General features: G+C 38.5%; 21 protein-coding genes. 10 read left to right on the top strand and 11 right to left on the bottom strand.

Annotation, left to right across the window (positions count from 1 at the left end; genetic code table 11):
- The first annotated feature begins 357 nt into the window (after positions 1 to 357).
- Together RYL77_RS02695 and alaS are read left to right on the top strand one after the other, a co-directional pair.
- Complete coding sequence (locus tag RYL77_RS02695; RefSeq protein WP_315009682.1) at positions 358 to 843, top strand: LURP-one-related/scramblase family protein; 486 nt, start codon at positions 358 to 360, stop codon at positions 841 to 843.
- A gap of 21 nt (positions 844 to 864) precedes the next feature.
- Positions 865 to 3,483, top strand: coding sequence for an alanine--tRNA ligase (gene alaS, locus RYL77_RS02690; RefSeq protein ID WP_315009680.1), 2,619 nt, complete (start codon positions 865 to 867; stop codon positions 3,481 to 3,483).
- Between the two features lie 195 nt (positions 3,484 to 3,678).
- On the opposite strand, the gene RYL77_RS02685 is transcribed toward alaS, so the two are convergent.
- Entirely contained in the window at positions 3,679 to 5,133 is a 1,455-nt protein-coding gene (locus tag RYL77_RS02685) for an alpha-amylase (RefSeq protein WP_315009678.1), read from the bottom strand.
- 178 nt (positions 5,134 to 5,311) lie between these two features.
- Here RYL77_RS02685 and RYL77_RS02680 point away from each other — a divergent pair, with 178 nt between their 5' ends.
- Both RYL77_RS02680 and RYL77_RS02675 read left to right on the top strand, forming a co-directional pair.
- Positions 5,312 to 6,061, top strand: a complete 750-nt coding sequence (locus RYL77_RS02680; RefSeq protein ID WP_315009676.1) for an ABC transporter ATP-binding protein — start codon at positions 5,312 to 5,314, stop codon at positions 6,059 to 6,061.
- Positions 6,042 to 7,679 carry a hypothetical protein gene (locus RYL77_RS02675; protein ID WP_315009674.1) on the top strand — a complete coding sequence of 546 codons (1,638 nt, stop codon included), beginning with the start codon at positions 6,042 to 6,044 and terminating at the stop codon, positions 7,677 to 7,679. Before RYL77_RS02680 ends, RYL77_RS02675 begins: the two co-directional genes overlap by 20 nt.
- A gap of 251 nt (positions 7,680 to 7,930) precedes the next feature.
- Here the strand turns inward: RYL77_RS02675 and RYL77_RS02670 are convergent, their stop codons facing one another.
- The 10 genes from RYL77_RS02670 to RYL77_RS02625 all read right to left on the bottom strand — a co-directional run bounded on the left by RYL77_RS02670 (position 7,931) and on the right by RYL77_RS02625 (position 16,944).
- Positions 7,931 to 8,980, bottom strand: a complete 1,050-nt coding sequence (locus tag RYL77_RS02670; protein WP_315009673.1) for a site-specific integrase — start codon at positions 8,978 to 8,980, stop codon at positions 7,931 to 7,933.
- Between the two features lie 96 nt (positions 8,981 to 9,076).
- Positions 9,077 to 9,259, bottom strand: a complete 183-nt coding sequence (locus tag RYL77_RS02665) for a hypothetical protein (protein ID WP_049523993.1) — start codon at positions 9,257 to 9,259, stop codon at positions 9,077 to 9,079.
- On the bottom strand, positions 9,243 to 10,421 hold the full coding sequence (locus RYL77_RS02660) for a Rep family protein (protein WP_315009670.1): 1,179 nt from the start codon (positions 10,419 to 10,421) through the stop codon (positions 9,243 to 9,245). The genes RYL77_RS02665 and RYL77_RS02660 overlap by 17 nt, the downstream gene beginning before the upstream one ends.
- A 148-nt stretch (positions 10,422 to 10,569) precedes the next feature.
- Entirely contained in the window at positions 10,570 to 11,175 is a 606-nt protein-coding gene (locus RYL77_RS02655; RefSeq protein ID WP_315009668.1) for a hypothetical protein, read from the bottom strand.
- Positions 11,172 to 12,272 carry a cell division protein FtsK gene (locus tag RYL77_RS02650; RefSeq protein ID WP_315009665.1) on the bottom strand — a complete coding sequence of 367 codons (1,101 nt, stop codon included), beginning with the start codon at positions 12,270 to 12,272 and terminating at the stop codon, positions 11,172 to 11,174. Before RYL77_RS02650 ends, RYL77_RS02655 begins: the two co-directional genes overlap by 4 nt.
- Positions 12,273 to 12,275: 3 nt before the next feature.
- The gene (locus RYL77_RS02645; protein ID WP_315009663.1) at positions 12,276 to 12,590 is read right to left on the bottom strand and encodes a hypothetical protein; all 315 of its coding nucleotides are present in this window, start codon (positions 12,588 to 12,590) and stop codon (positions 12,276 to 12,278) included.
- A gap of 229 nt (positions 12,591 to 12,819) precedes the next feature.
- Complete coding sequence (locus RYL77_RS02640) at positions 12,820 to 13,887, bottom strand: hypothetical protein (protein WP_315009661.1); 1,068 nt, start codon at positions 13,885 to 13,887, stop codon at positions 12,820 to 12,822.
- Positions 13,888 to 14,002: 115 nt separating this feature from the next.
- The gene (locus tag RYL77_RS02635; RefSeq protein WP_315009659.1) at positions 14,003 to 14,650 is read right to left on the bottom strand and encodes a hypothetical protein; all 648 of its coding nucleotides are present in this window, start codon (positions 14,648 to 14,650) and stop codon (positions 14,003 to 14,005) included.
- A 53-nt stretch (positions 14,651 to 14,703) separates the two neighbouring features.
- On the bottom strand, positions 14,704 to 16,158 hold the full coding sequence (locus tag RYL77_RS02630; RefSeq protein WP_315009657.1) for a CAP domain-containing protein: 1,455 nt from the start codon (positions 16,156 to 16,158) through the stop codon (positions 14,704 to 14,706).
- Positions 16,159 to 16,356: 198 nt separating this feature from the next.
- Positions 16,357 to 16,944 carry a recombinase family protein gene (locus RYL77_RS02625; protein WP_315009655.1) on the bottom strand — a complete coding sequence of 196 codons (588 nt, stop codon included), beginning with the start codon at positions 16,942 to 16,944 and terminating at the stop codon, positions 16,357 to 16,359.
- 727 nt (positions 16,945 to 17,671) lie between these two features.
- Here RYL77_RS02625 and RYL77_RS02620 point away from each other — a divergent pair.
- From RYL77_RS02620 to RYL77_RS02595, 6 genes are read left to right on the top strand one after another with little or no spacing between them, the layout of a single operon-like run.
- Positions 17,672 to 18,835, top strand: a complete 1,164-nt coding sequence (locus RYL77_RS02620; protein WP_315009653.1) for a class I SAM-dependent rRNA methyltransferase — start codon at positions 17,672 to 17,674, stop codon at positions 18,833 to 18,835.
- Positions 18,832 to 19,509 carry a type I 3-dehydroquinate dehydratase gene (aroD, locus tag RYL77_RS02615; protein WP_315009652.1) on the top strand — a complete coding sequence of 226 codons (678 nt, stop codon included), beginning with the start codon at positions 18,832 to 18,834 and terminating at the stop codon, positions 19,507 to 19,509. The genes RYL77_RS02620 and aroD overlap by 4 nt, the downstream gene beginning before the upstream one ends.
- Positions 19,499 to 20,353: a shikimate dehydrogenase gene (locus tag RYL77_RS02610; protein ID WP_315009651.1), complete on the top strand. Its 855-nt coding sequence runs from the start codon at positions 19,499 to 19,501 to the stop codon at positions 20,351 to 20,353. The genes aroD and RYL77_RS02610 overlap by 11 nt, the downstream gene beginning before the upstream one ends.
- An 18-nt stretch (positions 20,354 to 20,371) precedes the next feature.
- Positions 20,372 to 21,439 carry a 3-dehydroquinate synthase gene (gene aroB, locus RYL77_RS02605; protein WP_315009649.1) on the top strand — a complete coding sequence of 356 codons (1,068 nt, stop codon included), beginning with the start codon at positions 20,372 to 20,374 and terminating at the stop codon, positions 21,437 to 21,439.
- Between the two features lie 9 nt (positions 21,440 to 21,448).
- Positions 21,449 to 22,615 (top strand): chorismate synthase, encoded by a 1,167-nt coding sequence (gene aroC / locus RYL77_RS02600; RefSeq protein WP_315009647.1) that lies wholly within the window; start codon positions 21,449 to 21,451, stop codon positions 22,613 to 22,615.
- Between the two features lie 9 nt (positions 22,616 to 22,624).
- Positions 22,625 to 23,728: a prephenate dehydrogenase gene (locus tag RYL77_RS02595; protein WP_315009645.1), complete on the top strand. Its 1,104-nt coding sequence runs from the start codon at positions 22,625 to 22,627 to the stop codon at positions 23,726 to 23,728.
- The last annotated feature ends 2 nt before the right edge of the window (positions 23,729 to 23,730 follow it).

Genomic DNA, 23,730 nt, shown 5'->3' with positions numbered 1-23,730 from the left:
AAACGTCTCACACTTAATTCCACCATAAAAATCCGTTTTAGACTAATTTCCACTTTGGTCAGGCAAGTGGAAGTTACTTTGAGAAGTTAGCCTTTAATGACAGTGTCTATCTCATAAGATGATTTCCAGTTGACGAAGAACCCAAAAAACGTTATAATAATAAAGTTGAGAATTGATTTTCACTTGTCTTAGTCCAGAGAAATGGCGGTGCTGCGAGCCATCTAAGCTAGAAAGTCATGCTACTCAATCATACAATTGCATAAGAATAAGAGAATGACAAGTTCATTGAATGAAGGTGGTACCGCGGTTTTTCGCCCTTCGTGATATGAGCTTGTTTTTTGATTTTTGGAGGTGTTGATGAAAACATTTCTTGTTAAACAAAAGTTTCGTCTTGGAGGCGAACGCTTTGCTATCAAGGATGATAGAGGAGAAATCGCCTATCAGGTGGAGGGATCATTTTTCCAAATTCCCAAAACCTTTACTATCTATGACGCCTATGGTGAACAAGTCAGTCAGATCAGTAAAGAAATCTTGACCTTGCTCCCTCGTTTTGAGATTCAGCTTCGGGATGGCTCGAGTTTTGTCATTCGTAAGAAGTTGACCTTCTGGCGAGATAAGTATGAGTTTGATAATCTAGGTCTTCGTATCGAGGGCAATATCTGGGATTTGGATTTCAAATTGCTGGATGATCGCGATCAGCTGATTGCGGAAATTAAGAAGGAACTCTTCCATCTGACCTCTACCTATAACGTAACGGTTCTTGAGGACGCTTATGCAGACCTAGTCATTTCCCTCTGTGTCGCGATTGACTATGTGGAAATGCTGGAAAGCCAATCACATTAAACAAGTAAATAAGGAGACAATATGAAACAACTATCTAGTGCACAAGTACGCCAAATGTGGCTTGATTTCTGGGCGACCAAAGGTCACTCTGTAGAACCATCAGTGAGTTTGGTTCCTGTAAATGACCCAACTCTTTTGTGGATCAACTCTGGGGTAGCAACCCTTAAGAAATACTTTGACGGAACCATTATCCCTGAAAATCCACGTATTACCAATGCGCAAAAGGCTATCCGTACAAACGACATTGAAAACGTAGGGAAGACAGCACGTCACCATACCATGTTTGAAATGTTGGGGAACTTCTCAATCGGGGATTACTTCCGTGATGAAGCTATCACTTGGGCATATGAGCTTTTGACAAGCCCTGAATGGTTTGACTTCCCAGCTGAAAAACTTTATATGACCTACTATCCAGAAGATAAAGATTCATACAACCGCTGGATTGAAGTGGGAGTGGATCCAAGTCATTTGATTCCAATCGAGGACAACTTCTGGGAAATCGGTGCAGGACCTTCTGGACCAGATACAGAGATTTTCTTTGACCGTGGAGAAGCTTTTGACCCAGAAAATATCGGTCTTCGCCTTCTTGCAGAAGACATCGAAAATGACCGTTACATCGAAATCTGGAACATCGTTTTGTCACAATTTAACGCAGACCCTGCTGTTCCTCGTAGCGAATACAAGGAATTGCCACACAAGAACATTGATACGGGCGCTGGTTTGGAACGTTTGGTGGCAGTTATCCAAGGGGCTAAGACCAACTTCGAAACGGACCTCTTCATGCCAATCATTCGTGAAGTGGAGAAATTGTCTGGTAAGGTCTATGACCAAGATGGCGACAACATGAGCTTTAAGGTTATCGCTGACCACATCCGTTCACTTTCATTTGCCATCGGTGATGGTGCTCTTCCAGGAAATGAAGGTCGTGGTTATGTCCTTCGTCGTCTTCTCCGTCGTGCTTCTATGCATGGTCAAAAATTGGGTATCAATGAAACTTTCCTTTACAAACTCGTTCCAACTGTTGGAAAAATCATGGAAAGCTATTACCCAGAAGTGCTTGAAAAACGTGACTTTATCGAAAAAATCGTTAAGAGCGAAGAAGAATCATTTGCCCGTACCCTTCACTCAGGTCAACACTTTGCCCAAGGTATCGTAGCAGACTTGAAAGAAAAAGGTCAATCTGTCATTGCTGGTTCAGATGTATTTAAACTTTATGACACTTATGGATTTCCAGTTGAATTGACAGAAGAAATTGCTGAAGAAGCTGGCATGACTGTAGACCGTGAAGGTTTTGAAGCAGCCATGAAAGAACAGCAAGAACGCGCGCGTGCCTCAGCTGTCAAGGGTGGCTCAATGGGAATGCAAAATGAAACCCTTCAAAACATCACAGTGGAAAGCCGCTTTAACTATGAAGCATCTCAATTGTCTTCTAAATTGGTCGCTATCGTGGCTGACAATGCAGAAGTAGAAGCTGTATCAGAAGGAACTGCCTCACTTATTTTTGCGGAAACGCCATTCTACGCTGAAATGGGTGGACAGGTAGCTGACCACGGACAAATCTTGGATGAGTCAGGTAAGGTCGTGGCTACTGTGACAAATGTTCAAAAAGCACCAAACGGACAAGCTCTTCACACTGTTGAAGTCCTTGCACCGCTTGCCTTGAACCAAGAATATACCTTGGCAATTGATACCAATCGTCGTCACCGTGTCATGAAAAACCACACAGCGACTCACTTGCTTCACGCTGCCCTTCACAATATCCTTGGAAACCATGCGACACAAGCAGGGTCTCTTAACGAAGTCGAATTCCTTCGTTTTGACTTTACCCACTTCCAAGCAGTAACTGCTGAAGAATTGCGTGCCATTGAACAGCAAGTTAACGAGAAAATCTGGGAAGCACTTGAAGTGAAGACAGTTGAAACGGATATTGACACTGCCAAGGAAATGGGAGCGATGGCCCTTTTTGGTGAGAAATACGGCAAGGAAGTTCGTGTTGTTACTATCGGTGACTACTCTATCGAGCTTTGTGGTGGTACCCACGTTGGCAACACTTCTGAGATTGGTCTCTTCAAGATTGTCAAAGAAGAAGGGATTGGATCAGGAACTCGCCGTATCTTGGCAGTGACTGGTAAGGAAGCCTTTGAAGCCTACCGTGAACAAGAAGACGCTCTTAAAGCTGTCGCAGCAACCTTGAAAGCACCTCAACTTAAAGAAGTACCTCACAAGGTAGAAGGACTTCAAGAACAACTTCGTCAATTGCAAAAAGAAAATGCTGAGTTGAAAGAAAAAGCCGCAGCTGCAGCCGCAGGCGATATCTTCAAGGATGTGAAGGAAGTCAATGGTCACCGTTACATTGCTAGCCAAGTATCTGTATCAGATGCTGGTGCCCTTCGTACCTTTGCGGACAACTGGAAACAAAAAGACTACTCTGATCTTCTTGTCCTAGTTGCCGCTATCGGTGACAAAGTCAATGTCCTTGTAGCAAGCAAGACAAAAGACCTTCATGCAGGAAACCTTGTCAAAGAATTGGCACCAATCGTCGATGGACGTGGTGGTGGTAAACCAGATATGGCCATGGCAGGAGGAAGCAACCAAGCTAAAATCCAAGAATTGTTGGATGCAGTAGCAGGTAAATTGTAATCAAGTAATACTCTTCGAAAATTAAATTCAAACAACGTCAGCTTCACCTTGCCGTACTCAAGTACAGCCTGCGGCTAGCTTCCTAGTTTGCTCTTTGATTTTCATTGAGTATAAAGATCTATCCATTTGGGTAGGTCTTTTTGTGAATGCAAAAAAGCCAAATCCGATTGGACTTGGCTTGGTTATTATGAGATATTAGATAGTATTGGCTGCCCAGACACTTACAGATCTTTCTGAGACTGGGAATTGTCCATAACCTTCCTCATCAATTGTAATTTGACCTTGGTGGTTTTCAAGTAAATCTACAAAGGTTTGGTTAGCCCATTCTTGGCCGACAAACATTGACTTGCTGTTTTCTTGGTCATTTGAGATAAGGACTGCGATTGGGGATTGATTTTCAGCACCTGAACGTACCCAACCGATACAGTTAGCATGATCAAAGTAGTCTGTTTGCTCTCCATAGGCCAAATCTTTTCGGATGGCTAGGAGACGGTCAAGGACTTCTTTGAAATCTTCTTGGGCGTATTTCCCTGAAATACCATAGTAGTCTCCGTAAAAGACACATGGAAGGCCATCTTGGCGTAATAGAATGAGGGCATAGGCTGTTGGTTTGAACCATTCTTCAACTGTAGACTCAAGGGCCTGACCTCGTTGGGTATCATGGTTGTCGACAAAGGTTACAGCCTTGTCAGGCTTGAGTTCAACCAAGCTATCTGTGAAAATGCCACGAAGGTCGTAGCTTGATCCAGCTTGACTGGCTTCAAAGAGATTCTGGTGGAGACGAACATCAACGAGGTCAAAGCGTTCTTCCGTTTTTTCAAGATAGTCTAGATTGGCTTCCTTGTCAGGATTCCAAAATTCACCAAAAACATAGAAATCCTCACCGTATTTTTCCTTCATATCGCGGATAAAATTACGCATAAAGAAGGAATCGATGTGTTTGACGGCATCCAAGCGGAAACCAGCAATACCAGTCGTTTCCATGAACCAGTCAGCCCAGTCATAGATATTTTGGATGACTTCAGGATGTTTAAAGTCTAGGTCGGCATACATGAGATAGTCGTAGTTACCGTTTTCGTTATCGACCAATTCCTCGTTTGCCCAGCCCTTGTTGTCTCCTTGAATGAGATAAATCCCAGACTTACGGCGTTTGGCATCATAGTCTGTACCTGTGAAGTGGTACCAGTGCCAGTGGAAGTCATTGTAGGTATCTTGGCGACCATCGAAGGTAAAGCTAGTCCAGCCATTGATGGTGAAGGGTTCTCCAAGTTCAACCGTACGGTCTACTGGATCCACTTCGATAACCTGAAAGGCTTCCATGTGATCGGCTGCAGCCTTGTGATTGAGAACCACATCGGCCATAGGTTGAATTCCCTGCGCTTTAAGGGCTTGAATTGATTGAAGATAGTCTTCTTTGAAACCATACTTGGTGCGGACAGTCCCTTTTTGGTTGAACTCACCAAGGTCAAATAGGTCATAGACCCCATAGCCGACATCTTTTTCGTTGGTGGCCTTGAAGGCTGGTGGCATCCAGACGTGACTAATTCCCAGATCAGCTAGGTGTTGAGCATCTTCAGCCAGACGCGTCCAGTGCTGACCGTCGTGGGGCAGATACCATTCAAAGTATTGCATGAGTGTTTGATTTTGCATGATGTTTCCTCTTACTTGTCAATCTTGTTCTTTATTCTATCATAAAGTATTGGTTAGCTCAAACGTTTGCGTAAGATAGAAGAAAACTATTTTAACTACTTAAAATAAAGTATTGATTTTTTTGTATCAAAGTGCTAGTATAATGGTATGTAATATAGATAAAGATAGGAGTCATCCCATGATTGAATTTCAAAATGTTAGTAAGTTGTATGGTGATAAAGAGGCCTTGAGCAATCTCAATTTGCAGATTGAAAATGGAGAGATTATGGGCTTGATTGGCCATAATGGGGCTGGAAAATCGACCACTATAAAATCCCTAGTCAGTATCATTTCACCCAGCAGTGGTCGTATTTTGGTAGACGGTCAGGAGTTATCGGAAAATCGTTTAGCTATTAAACGAAAGATTGGCTACGTAGCAGACTCGCCTGACTTATTTTTACGCTTAACGGCCAATGAATTTTGGGAATTGATCGCCTCATCCTATGATCTGACCAGCTCTGACTTGGAGGCTAGTCTAGCTAGGCTATTGAACGTTTTTGATTTTGCTGAAAACCGCTATCAGGTTATTGAAACCCTTTCTCACGGAATGCGTCAGAAAGTCTTTGTCATCGGGGCACTCTTGTCTGATCCTGATATTTGGATCTTGGACGAACCCTTGACTGGTTTGGATCCCCAGGCTGCCTTTGATTTGAAGCAAATGATGAAGGAACATGCGCAAAAAGGCAAGACAGTCTTGTTTTCAACTCATGTCCTAGAGGTAGCCGAGCAAGTCTGTGATCGGATTGCCATTTTAAAAAAGGGGCATTTGATTTATTGTGGTAGCGTAGAGGACTTGAGGAAAGACCATCCAGACCAGTCTTTGGAAAGTATCTACCTTAGCCTTGCTGGTAGAAAAGAGGAGGTTTCAGATGCGTCTCAAGGTCATTAAAAAATTAGTTGATATCAATATCCTCTATTCATCTCAAGAAGCTAATCTGGCTAACCTACGAAAGAAGCAAGCTAAAAATCCTGGGAAAAAAGTAAATGTTTCCGCTAGAGTCCTAAGTTCTTACATTTTTTCTAGTCTCTTGATGCTTATCATGTTTATAAATATAGCCTTTCGTTTTCCTTTTGAGGAAATGCCAAGTTTTTTTAGTAGCATGGTTGCTATTTTACTGGTGCTTGCCTTTTCAACTTCTTTCACTGCATTTTACAATGTCTTTTATGAGAGTAAGGACTTGGCATCGTATAGGCCCTATGCCTTTAAAGAATCAGAGATTATAATTGCCAAAGGACTGTCTGTTCTCTTGCCAGCTCTAGCTGGAATTGTACCAATCCTAGCTTATTTTCTAGTCCTCTATATTAGGCTAGCTCCTTCTCTTTGGCTGGGCTTGCCTTTGATGCTGCTGTCCTTGGCCTTATTATTTGTCTCTGTTACTTTAGTGATGGTAGTGGCAGTACATTTCTTGGCTCAGACTACGGTCTTCAGAAAGTATCAGTCTATTTTTTCGAATGTGATGATTGGGATAGGAGTTCTCATACCTTTAATATTTGTCCTCTTTCTACAGTCGACTTTTGGAAGTATTGTTGACAAAGTTAGAGACATTCCATTTCTCCTTTATCCTCTTCATATCTTTTACAAAATAGCAGTGGCTCCTTTTTCGACAGAAGCCATCCTGGGTCTACTCGCTTGGATAGGACTAACTCTCTTCCTGCTTTACCTGACCAAAAAGAAGGTTCTTCCTCATTTTTATGACGTGATTCTGCTTAATAGTGAGGAGAAGGTCAAGAAAGAACGTCGCAATAAGGAGAGAATTTCAACTACTAATAAAAAGAGCTTTTTCCGTATGGTTTTACGCTACCACCTCACCCTCTTGGGACAGGGAACTGGCGTGGTCACAGTGCTTTTTACAAGTGCTTTTCTTCCTTATCTCATGATGATCGGTCTGATTTCCAAAATTCGAGATTCTCAGATAGTTCCAGACATTCATCCTCCATACTGGTTACCCTTGTTTTTTATAGCTCTCTTTATAGCAGTTGTCAATAACAATATCACCAGCCTGCATTCAATTGCCTTGTCCTTGGAGAGGGAAAATGTTGATTTTCTTAAGAGTTTACCCTTTGACTTTGCTCGTTATGTGAAAGTGAAATTTTGGATTATATTTGCTGTCCAGTCTTTTTTACCAGTTCTGACTTTACTTGGCCTTTCTCTATATCTAGGCTTGCCCATCCTTTCGATGATTTACCTTCTTGTGGCCTGGATCCTTGCCAGTGTCATCCTTTCTTGCCACAATTACTTTAAGGACGTGAAAAATCTGTCAACCAATTGGAGTAGCATTACGGACCTGGTGAACCGTTCAAATCGTATAGTATCAATTGTTTTGATTTTGGTTTATAGTGTTCTCTTAATGGCCCTTGTAATTGGGAGCTTATTCTTGGTTCGGTCTCTCTCCCCTATCCTTGCCATTAGCTTGGGAGTAGGAGTTCTTATCCTCTTGCTTGCTCTTGCTATTTTTGGCTATCATTACTACCTATCACGCATATTGACAGAAATAGAAAAAAGATGAGATAGTTGGTCGCTTGCTTGATAAATTCAATTCGACAAACGCTTTTATAGTTTGTTAGAATGTAGTTGTAAATGATTAAGATTGGTAATCAAAAATATATAGGGAGGAATGTTTTGAATAAGAAATATAGCATAGTTCTATTATTGTTGTTTATAGTTTATTTATTTGGATATTTTTCAATTTCAAAAACATTAGTAAAAAGCCTATTGAGACAATCTTTGTACGGACTTTTTGGTTCAAGTCTGTTCAAATTATCCTTTGGATAAAGAGCTTAATAAATTTAAGGCATCAGCGTCTTGCTGGTGTCTTTTTTCTGGCATCAGTTCAAGATAATAGTTTTGAGTGGTTTGTATATTTACATGTCCTAATCTTCTTGAGACATATACAATATCAATATCTTGTGAAAATAAGAAAGAAGCATGAGTATCACGGAGTCCGTGAAAGGTTGTTCTTGGAAGTCCAATTTTTTTCAATAGTCTGGTTAATTTTGCAGACTGTTGGAAGTTCTCTCTTGAAAAAATATAGCCATTTGATTTAACTGGAATAGCAGTTAATAAATCATAGACTTCTTTATTGATGGTGACATCCCGTTTTGAATTTTGAGTTTTTAAAGAGGTATCGCTAGAAGTTGGGCTAATTGATTCTCTTACTTTAATTCCGTATGGAAATAAATATTCTGGACGAATCCCTAGTAATTCCCCTCTTCTCATCCCAGTTTCTAAAGCAAGCAGAACGAGAATATTAAATTCATCTTCTGTATGTTGTAACAGGTAAGTTCGTAGTTTTCTAAAATCAGTAATTGAAAGCGACTTATTTCGTTTTGGTTTGTCTTCGCCTCTAGCTTTTACTAGAGGTAAAAAATCTATTGCTATATATCCTTTAGAATAAGCATATCTCAATGATGTTTTTATTTTTAAGAGTAATTCGTGTGTAGTTTTCCGTGAATGAGATTGAGCATAATTATCAATTTTCATTTGGACAACAATGTCGTTTAGGTCTTTTAATTTGATACCATCAAAAAGCTCTTGAATGATTTTTAAAGCTTTTTGATAATTTTGAAAGGTACTTTCTCTAACATCTTTTTGTTTTACTAGATAAATCCAGTGTTCAAAGAAATCAGGAAAATAGGTATCACGGTCGGCTAAATTTTTCCCCTTTCCTTTTTCTAGTTCTTGTTCTAAAGCCCATAGCTCAGCATCGGATTTGTTTTTAAAAGTTTTTATCATTTTTTTGTGCTGACCTTGTTTATAAAGTGAAATTTGGACTTTATATTTTTTTCCAACTTTGACAATACTTGCCATAATTTCAATCCTTTCTAAAATAAAAAGATTGATAGAAAATAGAATACAGATTTATTATAATCAGATTTTATTTATATATCAATCATAATTTTAAAATTAGACTAAATTTTCTGTGATGAAACGCATTAATTCTTTTCTAGTGTATCGTTCTCTGCTTCCTATCATAAAGCGTTTTAAGTTATTGCTTGACCTGATATACTTATCAAATGATTTTTCATCAATTCCTAGGAAGTTACTAGCTTGTTCTCTATTTAAAAGATAATTATATGTGTTTTTCATTATTTTCCTCCTGATTTAATTCTAGAAAAAGCTCATAAGAGTTGTTATGAATTATATTTGTTTCTTCATTTTCATCTTTAAATGGATTTGATAGTTTTTTCATATGGTCAACATAGAACATCTGGTCTAATGGAGAATACTTATAGAACTGTAGATATTCTTTTGAGATTTCTATGACTAGTGTTAGTCTTCTCATTAATTGTCCCCAAGAATCAATGTGGCTTGTTTGTTTCTTCTTTGTTAATTCTAAGAAAAAATTATATGGGGAGTATGGACTTGTAATGATGTATACATTAGCTAAAAGAGGTTTGTCAAAATAACGACTGCTAGCCATTGCTCTGTCATTGTATGGGTCAAACATTTTGAGTAAGTCGGAATAATCGAATTGATGAGGTCTCAACTCATCTAATATAACTACATGTTCTAGATTATACTGTTGGAAAGGGTCTCGTATAGAACCTGTTATAAAATAATTTGGGTCAAATTGTTCTGCATATTGTCGAGCTAACCTCGTTTTTCCTGTCCCAGCTTTTCCAAAAAGCCAAATAATAGTCACGATAGCATTTTTATTTTTCATCTCGTGTCTCCATGATTCAGCTTGAATTTCTAATCTTTTTAAGTGAACTGTATCTATTTTATGCTTAGCTTTAGCATATTGTGAACCAGTGAGTCGTTCTTCAATCTCAGATTTCGTAATTTCTCCTGCGTAAAGCAAATCTAAGAGATTATCTATTATCATACTATCATTTACTTCGTTCCTTTTTCTCACATTTTTTTCGATGGTCTCTAATAGAACAAGATAATCAAAGTTAGCAATGACTTCTTTGGGAGAATATTGATATTTATCTTGGTCTGACGAAGTATGATGAACTAAATAAGAGTAAGCATTATTTATAGAACCACGCCACTGTTCAAAACATTGTATTGGTTGACTAGTTAGTTTAGCTAGATTATTTAGACTTCTAGCGCTTTCAAATTGAAGGATAAGATGGATATGAGGAGCTACAGCAGTTCCGTCACTTCCTATGTCTTTATCATGTAAAATTCCTGCGAAGCGAATTGGTTTTAGAACATCTGTTAGTTCTTTAATTATAGATTGAATATTTGATGTTTTGAAATAGTCTATTTGTTGAACAAACATAACATTGCGTGCTTTTACCATTTAAAACTCCTTTATTTTTGGAACAATGGAACAACATTATACTACTTCAATAACAAGCCCAGAAGTAGTATAGTTCTGTCCTGACTAAATTGGAACATAAAACCAGCTCGGAGCTCTTGCCTTACGGCAAGCTCCGCTGGTATACAAATCAATTATGCTTTCTCGTCCCTTGTATTATATGATTAAGTGAAGTACTATCTTTGGGAGAGAATGTATATATTTCACGATAGACTCTTGTAAGATAGTCGTACAAAAAAAGTAATTTTTTTTGTAAAATTGTATCAATATCTGAGTTTTCTGCCCATGGTATAATAACTAGGATATATTCATGAGTTATAGTACATCTGATAGATTGAACAATAGTTTTGTACTCTTTTACAACCTCACTATCGATTTCACCGCCTCTCTTTAGCATTTGTTTTCGTACTATCCTTAATCGATTTACTGTTCGGAAAAAGTTGAAAAACTTATCTTCTTTTATCCATACGATGCAAAGAAGGATATGCGCTAAAAGATAGATGATAAGAACGATAGTCATTGCTTTAAGTAGTATAGATTGTGCTATTTGAAAATTATCTAAAATTTGGCTCCAAACGTCCCAAGAGATAATGGTGCTAACTTGGCTAACAAACCATATACCTGCTAGAGATAAACTCCACAGAAAGCTCAAGAGTAACTCTAAAGGCAGTAAGTAGTAGAGTTTATCGGTAATGACAGTGCTATTTATTATAATTCTATTGTTAATGTTTTTCATATATTTTCTCCTTTAAATGTTGGTATAAGCAATGGCATGACATTAGGTGGTGTTATACCATCAATGACTTGAACAATACCAGTTCCTTTTCCGTTAGGAATGACAATTCCTGTCTCTGAATCTAAGTCTGGGAATAAAAACGTTGTCGTTTTTCTGTTGATTAAACCAAGTTGTATCAAGAAATTACACTGCTCTCTAACGGCAATAGGTAAAGCGTTTGTATCCATCCGCTGGCTCACTAGGATTAGGTGGACAGATGTTGCTCGTCCAAGTAGTGCAATATTGGATAATAGTGCAAAAAAGGTATCTTTGACATTTTTAGAAGTCAAAGATGTTAAAGCAAGCAATTCATCAATCACCAGACAACGATGTTGAAATTTTTTAGAAGGATTTTCAAGAAGCTCCGATTGTCTTTCATAGATAGTATCTAGTTCCACTTTTAGCAAGCTGTTTACCTTGGAAACAAATTCATCAGATGAGAAGTCTTTCTCTTGATAAAGAACAGGTATGTTCTGTTTTAAGCAGTAGCGAGAGATAGAATCGCACTTGGGGTCCACGACTGTTACATGAGCAAATTGATTAATAACAGAGATTAGATAGGTCAAAGCGTAGCTCTTTCCAGAACCAGAAGAACCAGCAATCAAGCAATGAACGATGCGATTGAAATCAATTCGATAATTTTTCATGAGTTCAAAACTTTCGTTTTGAACGCTGACATCAGATAGCTTTTGATACGTCAATCTTTCAGGTATTCCCCTAAAGAATGGAAACCTAAAAGCACGACTAGTGTTAATGCTTACACCATCACCATCACGTTTGACAATATAGGCCGATGGCTGTTTAAGAAATGTCAACATAGGGTAGGCACTTGTAGATAAAATTTGAAAAATTTGTTGGTATAGATTGTTATCCAAAATGTACGCACAAGGAAACCTTGGGACAAAGTCTAGATAATTGTCACCATATATGACTTGGAAGGAATTTGTAGTTGAAGCAATAGAGCTGTTCCTCAACCCTAGCTCCACAGACTGGACAAGATAGTCGGCGTTTACTACAAACTCCCGTTTATTTTCTGATTGCATAAATGGAAATACCATTGATTACTTACCTCCTTTGTTTAATACGGTTACAGAGTTCGCTCGGAAATAGATGTTTCCTCTGACATTGCAGGCCTCTGCACCTTGAAATTCAATCTCGTCAAATTGTTCGATAGTTTGTTGAGCTGAGAATTTAACCTCAAAAGGCTGTTCTCCTTTAATAACGAACCAATAACGATATGAGTCAATTTCGTTTGTTGGGCTATTATCAACGTATTTCATGCGAATATTCGCTTCAGGGGACAATACAATAGCAGTTTTTTCGTTATCGAAAATTTCTTGAAATAGCTGGCTAGAATAGCCAGATTTAGCTTTCATTTTAAACATAGTTATTATTTATAATCAGCAAGCCTAGGATTTGCTGATTCCTTTCTTATTTTTTTATAAGCGCTTATGGTTCCATTCTAAACCACAATAGGATAGAAGTCATTACTAGTTTTGAAACTATAATTATCGTTTCAAAACTATAATGAGAGGAACATAAAAGCAGTCGCTTATGCGACTGCCACGAATTGATACTTATATGTTAATGTGTGTTATTATCTTTCTAAATAAGTTGATTTTCCAAAAAATTCGTTAAATCTATGAAATCTAGTATATTTAGATTTAATTCGGTTAGATTTTTAATTTTTTTATTTTGGTTATCATTATAAAATTTCTTTAGGTATTCTATATCTTTGTCTAATTTGTCCTTATCATAGTACATACAGATAGATGAAGATGTAGCAAATTCATTTACTGTTTGTTTAGCTTTACTTATAAATAATATGAAATTATCAATATTTAAGCTTCTATCTAATAAATTTAAAAATTGTTTAGATGAAAATACTTCAATAAAAAAATTATTATTGAGTCTAGCGAATATACTATCATTGTTACCTTTTGACTCTTTAAGAATCTCTTTTTTGATTTTTTCTTTATAGAATTCAAGAAGTTTATCTGAATTTATATCTATAAAATTATTGAAGGAACTAATAAATACTTGATAATTCTCTTCACTATTCAAAATATATTCAAATAAAAAATTTGTATGTAGTGTATGATTGAAGATTAGCCTTTTGAAATCAATAAAGAATTCCATATAATCATCACAATGATAGTTAAAAGCATCTATATAAGTATCCAAATCTGTATCTGTTTTCGATGATGAAATGATATTGATAAGTAGCTTGTTTGAAACATTTATAAGTATTTCTTCCTTTATGAATGAATCTTTAAAAATATTTTTATAGGTTGCATTTCCAAAGAAAATATCATCAGTAGGAGTATCTATAAATGGATTGGAATCAGAGTTATTGAATAAAATCAATAAAAGGGAAAATTTTAAAAAATTTAAAATTTCATTTTCTGATTCAAATATAACTTCCTCATGTGTTACATTGAACATTTTTGCAAAAATTTCAATTTTTTCTTGAGACATAAGAAATTTACTGTTTACAGGTTTACCTTGTAAAATGTTTGATAACGTTGGTTCGTTTATTGGAAGCTCTGAACCTTCAGTTGGAAATTTATCTTTGACTTTCCGTGTGAATTGAGCTTGTGTGGTATATGAAACTTTGATTTTGTTTTTTAGACGTAAGCCTATCATACGATATAAATAATTTGTAAAATTCATATTTTTCTCCATATTTTTCAAGAGGTATAATAGTTTAGAAAAAGATACAACAATATAATTGTGGTTGAAAAATTGAAAATATGATTTAGTGCTTTGTTTATATATTCAGATAAGTTTATTTTATTCTTTTATAGTGTTTCTCTTTTCCATCTTCTAGGGTTACTAAATCTGGCTCTGGCTCTACTTCCTCAACTCCTGAACTTCCAAATAGGATAATAAGAAATAGAATAAAAAAGGGGATTATTGGTTTTAATAATTCAACTAATGAGTAAATTCCTAGGCTAATTGATGAAGTAATTAAATCAAAAGTCGGTTCAATGAGTAAAACAATGGGTAATATATATAAGAGTTTGTTTTTGGAATTTTTTATGCTAGTTATCACATAGCTCAAAATCCCTAAAACTAATAAGTAATAAGCTGGGCCAGCCTTACTTTCTATATGTAATCCAATACTTGTTTCATTTTGCATTCCTACCAAAAATTGTCTGACTACAAAGATTAATCCAGCTAAAATAAATGGTCTAATATCTAATTTTAGTGGAAAGAATCTTAAAACTAATATAGAAATGATAAATGCAAAATATGCAAAAACGTATTCTGCTTTAATCATAACTATGATTTGTTGCACCATGTTTGAATGAATATCATTATTACTGATACCAAGGGGTAAAGATGTTTTAGAAGATATAAAAGGTATGAATAATGCAATACAAACTGATAAAAATAATGAAATTTCAGGAGTATATTTTTTAATTATCCCCATACTAAATTCTCCATCCTAAGATTTCTTTTTGGGTCTATAATTAGACGTTTATTTTATACCCATTCTCCATTGTAATCGACACGATAGCCATCAGGGGTCGTCGTATTGATTGCGAGTGCACCAGAGTTATAAGCATAGTACCATTTACCAGATACCTTCATCCAGCCAGTTTTCATAGCTCCTGAGTCTTGAAGATAGTACCAGCTACCGTTATCTTTGAGCCAACCAGTCTTCATAGCGCCTGAGCCCTCTAGATAGTACCATGTGCCACTATCTTTTACCCAGCCTGTTTGCATCCAACCAGAGTTATCAAAACGGTACCAAACACCATTGATTTTTTCCCAGCCGTTAGTTGTGTAAGAACCGTCGGAGTGTTTGAACCACCAACGAGAACCAGAGCGAATCCATGAAGATGAACCAGAGTTTCCGCTACCGCCAGAGAAGCTTTGACGAACTCGAGCTAAATATTCGTTTGGATCGTTTGTCCAAGTTTGAGGATTTGTATCAACTCTAGAATTAGAAGTTTGGTCAGAAGCATTAGCTGATACTGTTACAGTTGCAGAATACGTTTTACCATCTGATGTGACTGTGATAGTCGTAGTACCTGATTTGTGAGCGGTAATGTTTCCGTCTCGGTCGATTGTTGCGACGGAAGTGTCACTACTTGACCAGTCACGATTTGTAGGAATGATGACTGTCGAATCGATCGAAGAAATTTCTCTAGATTGAGTAGACTTAGCTGTCAAATAAATTGTTTTTGATGAGCCTGGCTTGATTTGAACGTTACGGTCTAGTGCGAAATCGGATAACTTGTCATTCAAAGCTTCAGTATAGACGATTGACGAGCCGTAGTTTCCAACTAATGAGTCAGAATCTCCAGTGTTTTCAGCAAACAGCTGTGATGTCGTCTGCCAAGATGACTTATCTTTAGTGAAGGTCGACATTGCGACAGTTGTCCATCTAGGGTCAATCATGTGAGTATAGTGACCTGTCTCGCCTGAACCTGATTTCAAATCTTGTTTTTCTGAATAAAAATCTTCTATGGCTTCTAGTGGAGTTTTGCTACCATAAGCTAAGTTACCAGCTAGATGAGCAAAATTATCAGAATATATTCCACCATACAATTCCTCGCCCGTCATACGATGATGAGATTTAGACATCGTAGCTTCGGCTGCTCTACGAAGTGAGGCTTGCTCAAGGCTATTCGACCATTTAACTGGAACATAGCGGTCGACCAAACCTTCATTATAAGCTTCTTTACGAATTTCGTTGATACGGTTTACGATGGCTTGTTTATCAGGGCTCAAGAACGTCCCTTTAATACCGACAATTTGCAAACCTGTAGATGTTCTGAAACTGTAAGACGGATTAATAGATGAGCCGTTAGAGTCGCGGCCGAGTACGATATTCTCGCTGGCTGATACTTGATTAGCTGTGATGATTCCAGCTCCAAGAAGTGATAGAGCTGAGATAGTTGCAAGTGTGAATTTTTTAGTTTGTTTGTTCATTTGATTTTCTCCAATCTTTGTTCATTGTAAAATAATCAGTTTGTCCTAAAATCTAGACTTTTTTGGACAAACTTGATAAAATGGAAGTGTAATAATAATTGGCCAAAATGCTGGATTTTAGAACCTTTTTTCTAACGAAAACGCTTCTAAAATAGACTGTATTTTCTGTCCAAAAAATCCTAGGTTTTTTGACAAGAACTATGAATTTTTTATCCAATTGTGAAAGGTGCTTTTTGATACTCCTAAGATGTCTGCACCTTCTCGTAAGGTTATTTCTTTTTTCTTATATTGAGCTATCACATCAGGGAGATTATTCGGAACAACCAATTTTGGTCTACCGAATTTCTTCCCTTTTTTCTGTGCTTCCCGTATTCCTTCCATTTGTCTTTGTTTGATTTGTTCTCTTTCAAACTGTGCCACATAAGATAGGACTTGTAAAACGATATCGGAGATTAGTTTTCCTGTGATATTATCATTGCTATTCTTTGTATTTAATAAGGGGAAATCTAAAACAGTTATATTTACTTTCTTTTTCTTAGTAATCGATTGCCATTGTTCTAAAATTTCATCATAGTTCCTTCCCAATCTATCAATTGATTTTATAACCAATTCATCATTCTCTTTCAAGGTAGTTAATAATTTTTGATATTCTATTCTGTCAAAATCTTTTCCTGAAACGTAATCAATAAAAATATTTTCTTTTGATAATTTGTTTTCTACTAAGGCTGAAAATTGCCTATCAATATTTTGTTCTTTTGTAGATACTCGAACATAACCGTAACGCATAAAGACTCTCCTTTTTACACTTATTGTAAAATATAAAAGAGGGCGAAATGCCCTCTAAGAGTAGTGTATTCAATTTCTATCAATTATACATTAGTTCAAACTGGTTCAAATAAGAAGAATAGCCATCCTTAAAAGTACATAAAAAGTCACAAAACATGTTATAAAAAGCACATAAAAGGGGATTTCTCTACTTATTTGTGTATAAAATAACTATTTATAATTTCAAAAACGTTAATTCCTATAATGTGTCTTTTTCAAGTATTTTTGATAGAACATATATTTAGAGTTCGAAATAGAATTATGCAGATAGGTGAAATTTTAATTATTGTTGCTTCTATAATATTATTTATTGATAGTATATTGAGTTTGTAACAAAAGGCTTTTCTATAAAATCAAATTTTCCAGATACCTACTGAAGCTGATTTATATCCTCATATTTCTTCTACTATCTTTGTTACTAAACTTGACAGACCCATATTGCTGATACAACCTCTCTACCTATAATCTCAAAGTTAAACTGAGGCTAGTTTCTTAGTTTGCTCTTTGATTTTCGTTGATAAAAAGAAATGCTCCTCTAAGACGGAAGAGCATCTTTTATTGTGATTCTTACATATTTACTTTCTAATTTTTAATTAGTATTAAGTATAGTATTTTTTAAAACTAGAGTAACAAAGCAAGGCTAGTTTCTTTTTTGAGAATTGTCTAAAAATTTGATATAATGGTAGTTATGAATAGAATAAGAGTCAGTAAGCGGGTTGAAAAAAAGCTTGCCAAAGGTCTGGTTTTACTAGAAGCCAGCGATCTTGAGAATGTCAATCTTAAGGATCAGGAGGTAGAAGTCTATCGTCAAGAAGGCACCTTTCTTGGGACTGCCTACCTTTCTCAGCAAAACAAGGGCTTGGGCTGGTTTGTGAGCACAGACAAGGTGACCTTCAATCAAGCTTTCTTTGAAACGCTGTTTAGACAAGCTAAAGAAAAGAGAAGTGCCTACTATCAAGATGATTTGACAACTGCCTTTCGTCTCTTCAACCAAGAGGGAGATGGTTTTGGCGGTCTGACAGTGGACCTTTATGGCGACTATGCTGTCTTTTCTTGGTATAACTCTTATGTTTATCAGATTCGCAAGGTTATCTCAGAAGCCTTTAGACAGGTTTTTCCTGAGGTTTTAGGGACCTATGAGAAGATCCGCTTTAAGGGTTTGGACTATGAATCTGCCCATGTTTATGGTCAAGAAGCACCTGACTTCTTCACTGTTTTGGAAAATGGTGTCCTCTATCAAGTCTTTATGAACGATGGCTTGATGACAGGAATTTTCCTAGACCAGCATGAAGTTCGCGGTAGTTTAGTGGATGGATTGGCTATGGGTAAATCCTTGCTCAACATGTTTTCCTACACAGCAGCCTTTTCAGTAGCTGCGGCCATGGGAGGAGCAAGCCAGACAACTTCGGTTGACCTAGCTAAACGTTCACGAGAATTGTCTCAAGCGCATTTTCAGGCAAATGGAATCAGCACAGACGACCATCGTTTTATAGTCATGGATGTTTTTGAGTATTTCAAGTATGCTAAGCGAAAAGGCTTGACTTACGATGTGATTGTCCTAGATCCGCCTAGCTTTGCTCGAAACAAAAAACAAACTTTCTCTGTGGCCAAGGATTATCACAAGTTGATTTCCCAGAGTCTTGAGATTTTAAATCCGGGAGGGATTATCATTGCCAGTACCAATGCTGCCAATGTTTCCCGTCAGAAATTTACAGAACAAATTGATAAAGGCTTTGCAGGAAGAAGTTACCAGATTTTAAACAAATACGGTCTTCCAGCAGATTTCGCCTATAATAAAAAAGATGAAAGTAGTAATTACCTCAAGGTGATTAGTATGAAGGTTAGTAAATGAAATTAATCGTTTCAGTAATGCCAAGAAGTTTAGAGGAAGCTCAGGCTCTGGATGCCACGAGGTATCTGGATGCCGACATCATTGAATGGCGTGCCGACTATCTGCCTAAGGAAGCGATTTTGCAGGTAGCTCCAGCTATTTTTGAAAAATTCGCAGGCCGTGAGTTGGTTTTCACTCTGCGAACTCGCGCTGAAGGGGGAGAAATCGAACTTTCTTCAGAAGAATATATCCATCTAATCAAGGAAGTGGCGCAACTCTATCAACCAGATTATATTGATTTTGAGTACTACAGCTACAAGGATGTTTTTGAGGAAATGTTGGACTTCCCAAATCTCGTTTTGAGTTACCACAATTTCCAAGAAACACCTGAAAATATGATGGAAATCTTGTCAGAGTTGACGAGCCTAAATCCAAAACTTGTCAAGGTTGCGGTGATGGCTCACACGGAGCAGGATGTGCTAGACTTGATGAACTATACACGAGGCTTTAAAACCCTCAATCCTGAGCAGGAATATGTAACTATTTCTATGGGTAAGGTGGGTAAGGTTTCTCGTATCACTGCGGATGTGACAGGTTCTAGCTGGTCCTTTGCTAGTCTAGATGAGGCAAGTGCCCCTGGTCAGATTTCCCTAGCTAATATGAAAAAAATTCGGGAGATTTTGGATGAAGCTTGATGGCTATACACGTTTAGCTGCCGTTGTTGCCAATCCTATTAAGCATTCTATTTCCCCCTTTATTCACAATAGGGCCTTTGAGGCGACAGCTACCAATGGTGCTTATGTGGCTTGGGAGATTGAAGCGGCTGACTTGGCAGAAACAGTGGCCAATATTCGTCGCTACCAGATGTTTGGCATCAACCTGTCCATGCCCTATAAGGAGCAGGTGATTCCTTATTTGGATGAGCTGAGCGATGAAGCGCGCTTGATTGGTGCGGTCAATACGGTTGTCAATGAGAATGGCAATTTAATTGGATATAATACAGATGGCAAGGGATTTTTTAAGAGCTTGCCTTCTTTTACAATTTCAGGTAAAAAGATGACCCTGCTGGGTGCAGGTGGTGCGGCCAAGTCCATTATAGCACAAGCTATTTTGGACGGCGTCAGTCAGATTTCAGTCTTTGTTCGTTCAGTTTCTATGGAAAAAACAAGACCATACCTAGACAAGTTACAGGAGCAGACAGGTTTTAAGGTGGACCTGTATGCTTTAGAAGATATTCCTGTACTGCAAGCAAGGATTGCTGAGTCGGATTTACTGGTCAATGCCACCAGTGTTGGGATGGATGGTCAATCCTCCCCAGTTCCTGAAAGCATAGTCTTACCAGAACCTCTCTTTGTGGCAGATATCATTTACCAACCCTTTGAAACCCCATTTTTGAAATGGGCTAGAAGTCAGGGCAATCCAGCCGTCAATGGTCTGGGAATGTTGCTCTATCAAGCTGCAGAAGCCTTTCAACTGTGGACAGGCAAGGAAATGCCGACAGAAGAAATTTGGCAGTCTTTAACAGAAAAATACCAATAAAGAAAGGGAGTTTCTCCTATGAAAATCAGAATCGATATTCCTCATCATCCTTATGATATTCAGATTGAAAAAGGTTGTCTGGCTCAGGCTGGTCAATGGTTGAGAGAACTCTGGCAACCACAAAAGGTAGTCATTGTTACAGATAACCATGTAGCTTCTCTTTATGCAGAGAAGGTCAAGCTCAGCCTAGAAGATGCTGGTTTTCAGGTAGCAGTTTTTGATTTTTTAGAAGGTGAAGAAAGAAAGAATTTAACTACTGTTCAGAAAGTCTATGAATTTCTAGTTAAGCAGGGGTTGACTCGTAGCGATGGAATCGTGGCTCTTGGTGGCGGTGTCGTTGGAGACCTGGCTGGCTTCGTAGCCTCTACCTATATGCGGGGTATTCACTTTGTTCAGATTCCGACTAGTTTGACAGCCCAGGTGGATTCTTCTATCGGTGGAAAGACAGGCGTCAATACTCCATTTGCTAAGAATATGGTGGGGACCTTTGCCCAACCAGATGGGGTTATGATTGACCCACTTGTTCTTGAAACCCTCGGAAAGAGAGAGTTGATTGAAGGAATGGGGGAAGTTATCAAGTATGGCTTGATTGAGGATCCAGAACTATGGGTTCTCTTGACGGAGCTGGATGGTTCTGTTGAGAGCATTCTGGAACATGCAGAGACTTTGATTGAACATTCTTGTCAGGTCAAGCGCAAGATGGTAGTTGAGGATGAGTTGGACAATGGTGTACGCCTTTATCTCAATTTTGGCCACACCATTGGTCATGCCATTGAAGCGACTGCCGGTTATGGGAAAGTCATGCATGGTGAAGCTGTTGCTATGGGAATGGTGCAGATATCCAAGGTTGCTGAGGAAAAAGGCCTTATGCCAGCTGGCATTACCCAGTCCATCACAGAAATGTGTCAGAAATTTGGCTTGCCTGTTGATTATGAAAACTGGGATGTTGACAAGCTTTATCAAGCTTTGACTCATGATAAGAAAGCGCGTGGCAACACCTTGAAATTGGTCTTGGTGCCAGAGCTTGGTTCAGCGACCATTCACCCAGTTTCTCTGGAAGAGATGAAAGACTACTTGGTAAAATAAGGAGAGTGTATGAGATATTTAACTGCAGGAGAATCACACGGCCCCCGTCTGACGGCTATCATTGAAGGAATTCCAGCTGGGCTTCCTTTGACAGCTGAGGATATCAATGGGGACCTTAAACGCCGTCAGGGTGGCTACGGTCGTGGTGGTCGTATGAAAATTGAGAGTGACCAGGTTGTCTTTACTTCGGGCGTTCGCCACGGGAAGACAACAGGGGCTCCTATTACCATGGATGTCATCAATAAGGACCACCAGAAATGGCTGGATATCATGTCTGCGGAGGATATTGAAGACCGGCTTAAAAGCAAACGAAAAATCACCCATCCTCGTCCAGGCCATGCCGATTTAGTTGGGGGCATCAAGTACCGTTTTGATGATTTAAGAAATTCTTTGGAACGTTCATCTGCCCGTGAAACCACTATGCGGGTGGCAGTTGGAGCGGTAGCTAAACGCCTCTTAGCTGAACTGGATATAGAGATCGCCAACCATGTCGTGGTCTTTGGTGGCAAGGAAATCGATGTACCTGAAGATCTGACAGTGGCTGAGATTAAGGAACGAGCTGCCCAGTCTGAAGTTTCTATTGTCAACCAAGAACGAGAACAGGAAATCAAGGACTATATTGACCAAATCAAACGTGACGGTGATACCATCGGTGGGGTTGTGGAGACAGTCGTTGGAGGTGTTCCAGTTGGCCTTGGTTCCTATGTTCAATGGGACAGAAAATTGGATGCGCGATTGGCCCAAGCAGTTGTCTCTATCAATGCATTTAAAGGAGTGGAATTTGGTCTCGGCTTTGAAGCTGGTTACCGTAAGGGCAGCCAAGTCATGGATGAAATTCTCTGGTCTAAAGAAGATGGCTATACTCGTCGTACCAATAATCTGGGTGGCTTTGAAGGTGGTATGACTAATGGGCAACCCATCGTTGTTCGTGGCGTCATGAAACCCATTCCTACTCTTTATAAACCTCTTATGAGTGTGGATATCGAAACCCATGAACCTTACAAGGCAACCGTTGAAAGAAGTGATCCGACTGCTCTTCCAGCTGCAGGTGTAGTTATGGAAGCCGTTGTGGCAACTGTTCTGGCACAAGAGATCCTCGAAAAATTCTCATCAGACAATCTAGAGGAATTAAAAGAAGCGGTAGCCAAACACCGAGACTATACAAAGAACTATTAAGGAGTTCCTATGGCAAAAACAGTCTATATCGCAGGTCTTGGATTGATTGGTGCCTCTATGGCACTTGGTATCAAACGCGATCATCCAGATTATGAAATTTTAGGTTATAATCGCAGTCAAGCTTCGAGAGATATCGCCTTGAAAGAAGGTATGATTGACCGTGCAACGGATGATTTTGCTAGTTTTGCTCCTTTGGCAGATATCATCATCCTCAGTTTGCCAATCAAACAAACCATTGCTTTCATTAAGGAGTTGGCTAACTTGGATTTGAAAGAGGGAGTGATTATTTCAGATGCTGGCTCGACCAAGTCAGCCATTGTGGATGCGGCGGAGCAGTATTTAGCTGGTAAGCCTGTTCGCTTTGTCGGGGCCCATCCTATGGCTGGTAGTCATAAGACAGGGGCAGCTTCTGCGGATGTCAATCTCTTTGAAAATGCCTATTATATCTTTACACCTTCCAGCCTGACAAGTCAGGACGCGCTTAAGGAAATGAAGGATCTGCTTTCAGGTCTTCATGCTCGTTTTATCGAAATTGATGCCAAGGAGCATGATCGTGTCACTTCTCAGATTAGCCATTTTCCTCATATTCTGGCTTCTAGTCTTATGGAGCAGACCGCGGTTTATGCTCAAGAACATGAGATGGCAAGGCGCTTTGCGGCAGGTGGTTTTCGAGATATGACTCGGATTGCGGAAAGCGAGCCAGGGATGTGGACCTCCATTCTCTTGTCCAATCGTGAGACTATTCTAGATCGAATTGAGGATTTCAAGGAGCGCTTAGATGAGGTTGGACAAGCCATCAGCAAGGGAGATGAGGAGAAAATCTGGAACTTTTTCAACCAAGCGCGTGAGCAACGTCAGGCCATGGAAATCCATAAGCGTGGTGGTGTGGATAGTTCTTATGACCTCTATGTCGACGTTCCCGATGAAGAAGATGTCATCTTGAGGATTTTGGAACTGCTACGTGGAACTTCCTTGGTTAACATCCACATCAACGAGGAAAACCGTGAGGATATTCATGGGATTCTACAAATTTCATTTAAAAATGCTCAAGATTTAGAACGAGCCGAGCACCTCATAACAGAAAACACCGACTATACAGTCGTTATCAAATAAGG

This window comes from uncultured Streptococcus sp., assembly GCF_963516515.1.
Lineage (GTDB): Bacteria > Bacillota > Bacilli > Lactobacillales > Streptococcaceae > Streptococcus.
This window is presented reverse-complemented; position numbering and strand designations above follow the sequence as displayed.

Bases quoted from the DNA above. Each gene is read 5' to 3' on its own strand.
- RYL77_RS02655 (WP_315009668.1), bottom strand. From the start codon at position 11,175: ATGAAAAACATTAACAATAGAATTATAATAAATAGCACTGTCATTACC.
- RYL77_RS02630 (WP_315009657.1), bottom strand. From the start codon at position 16,158: ATGAACAAACAAACTAAAAAATTCACACTTGCAACTATCTCAGCTCTA.
- RYL77_RS02650 (WP_315009665.1), bottom strand. From the start codon at position 12,272: ATGGTATTTCCATTTATGCAATCAGAAAATAAACGGGAGTTTGTAGTA.
- RYL77_RS02670 (WP_315009673.1), bottom strand. From the start codon at position 8,980: ATGGCAAGTATTGTCAAAGTTGGAAAAAAATATAAAGTCCAAATTTCA.
- alaS (WP_315009680.1), top strand. From the start codon at position 865: ATGAAACAACTATCTAGTGCACAAGTACGCCAAATGTGGCTTGATTTC.
- RYL77_RS02665 (WP_049523993.1), bottom strand. From the start codon at position 9,259: ATGAAAAACACATATAATTATCTTTTAAATAGAGAACAAGCTAGTAAC.
- RYL77_RS02640 (WP_315009661.1), bottom strand. From the start codon at position 13,887: ATGAATTTTACAAATTATTTATATCGTATGATAGGCTTACGTCTAAAA.
- RYL77_RS02610 (WP_315009651.1), top strand. From the start codon at position 19,499: ATGAAGCTTGATGGCTATACACGTTTAGCTGCCGTTGTTGCCAATCCT.
- RYL77_RS02645 (WP_315009663.1), bottom strand. From the start codon at position 12,590: ATGAAAGCTAAATCTGGCTATTCTAGCCAGCTATTTCAAGAAATTTTC.
- aroD (WP_315009652.1), top strand. From the start codon at position 18,832: ATGAAATTAATCGTTTCAGTAATGCCAAGAAGTTTAGAGGAAGCTCAG.
- RYL77_RS02595 (WP_315009645.1), top strand. From the start codon at position 22,625: ATGGCAAAAACAGTCTATATCGCAGGTCTTGGATTGATTGGTGCCTCT.
- RYL77_RS02620 (WP_315009653.1), top strand. From the start codon at position 17,672: ATGAATAGAATAAGAGTCAGTAAGCGGGTTGAAAAAAAGCTTGCCAAA.
- aroB (WP_315009649.1), top strand. From the start codon at position 20,372: ATGAAAATCAGAATCGATATTCCTCATCATCCTTATGATATTCAGATT.
- RYL77_RS02695 (WP_315009682.1), top strand. From the start codon at position 358: ATGAAAACATTTCTTGTTAAACAAAAGTTTCGTCTTGGAGGCGAACGC.
- RYL77_RS02660 (WP_315009670.1), bottom strand. From the start codon at position 10,421: ATGGTAAAAGCACGCAATGTTATGTTTGTTCAACAAATAGACTATTTC.
- RYL77_RS02685 (WP_315009678.1), bottom strand. From the start codon at position 5,133: ATGCAAAATCAAACACTCATGCAATACTTTGAATGGTATCTGCCCCAC.
- RYL77_RS02675 (WP_315009674.1), top strand. From the start codon at position 6,042: ATGCGTCTCAAGGTCATTAAAAAATTAGTTGATATCAATATCCTCTAT.
- RYL77_RS02680 (WP_315009676.1), top strand. From the start codon at position 5,312: ATGATTGAATTTCAAAATGTTAGTAAGTTGTATGGTGATAAAGAGGCC.
- aroC (WP_315009647.1), top strand. From the start codon at position 21,449: ATGAGATATTTAACTGCAGGAGAATCACACGGCCCCCGTCTGACGGCT.
- RYL77_RS02625 (WP_315009655.1), bottom strand. From the start codon at position 16,944: ATGCGTTACGGTTATGTTCGAGTATCTACAAAAGAACAAAATATTGAT.
- RYL77_RS02635 (WP_315009659.1), bottom strand. From the start codon at position 14,650: ATGGGGATAATTAAAAAATATACTCCTGAAATTTCATTATTTTTATCA.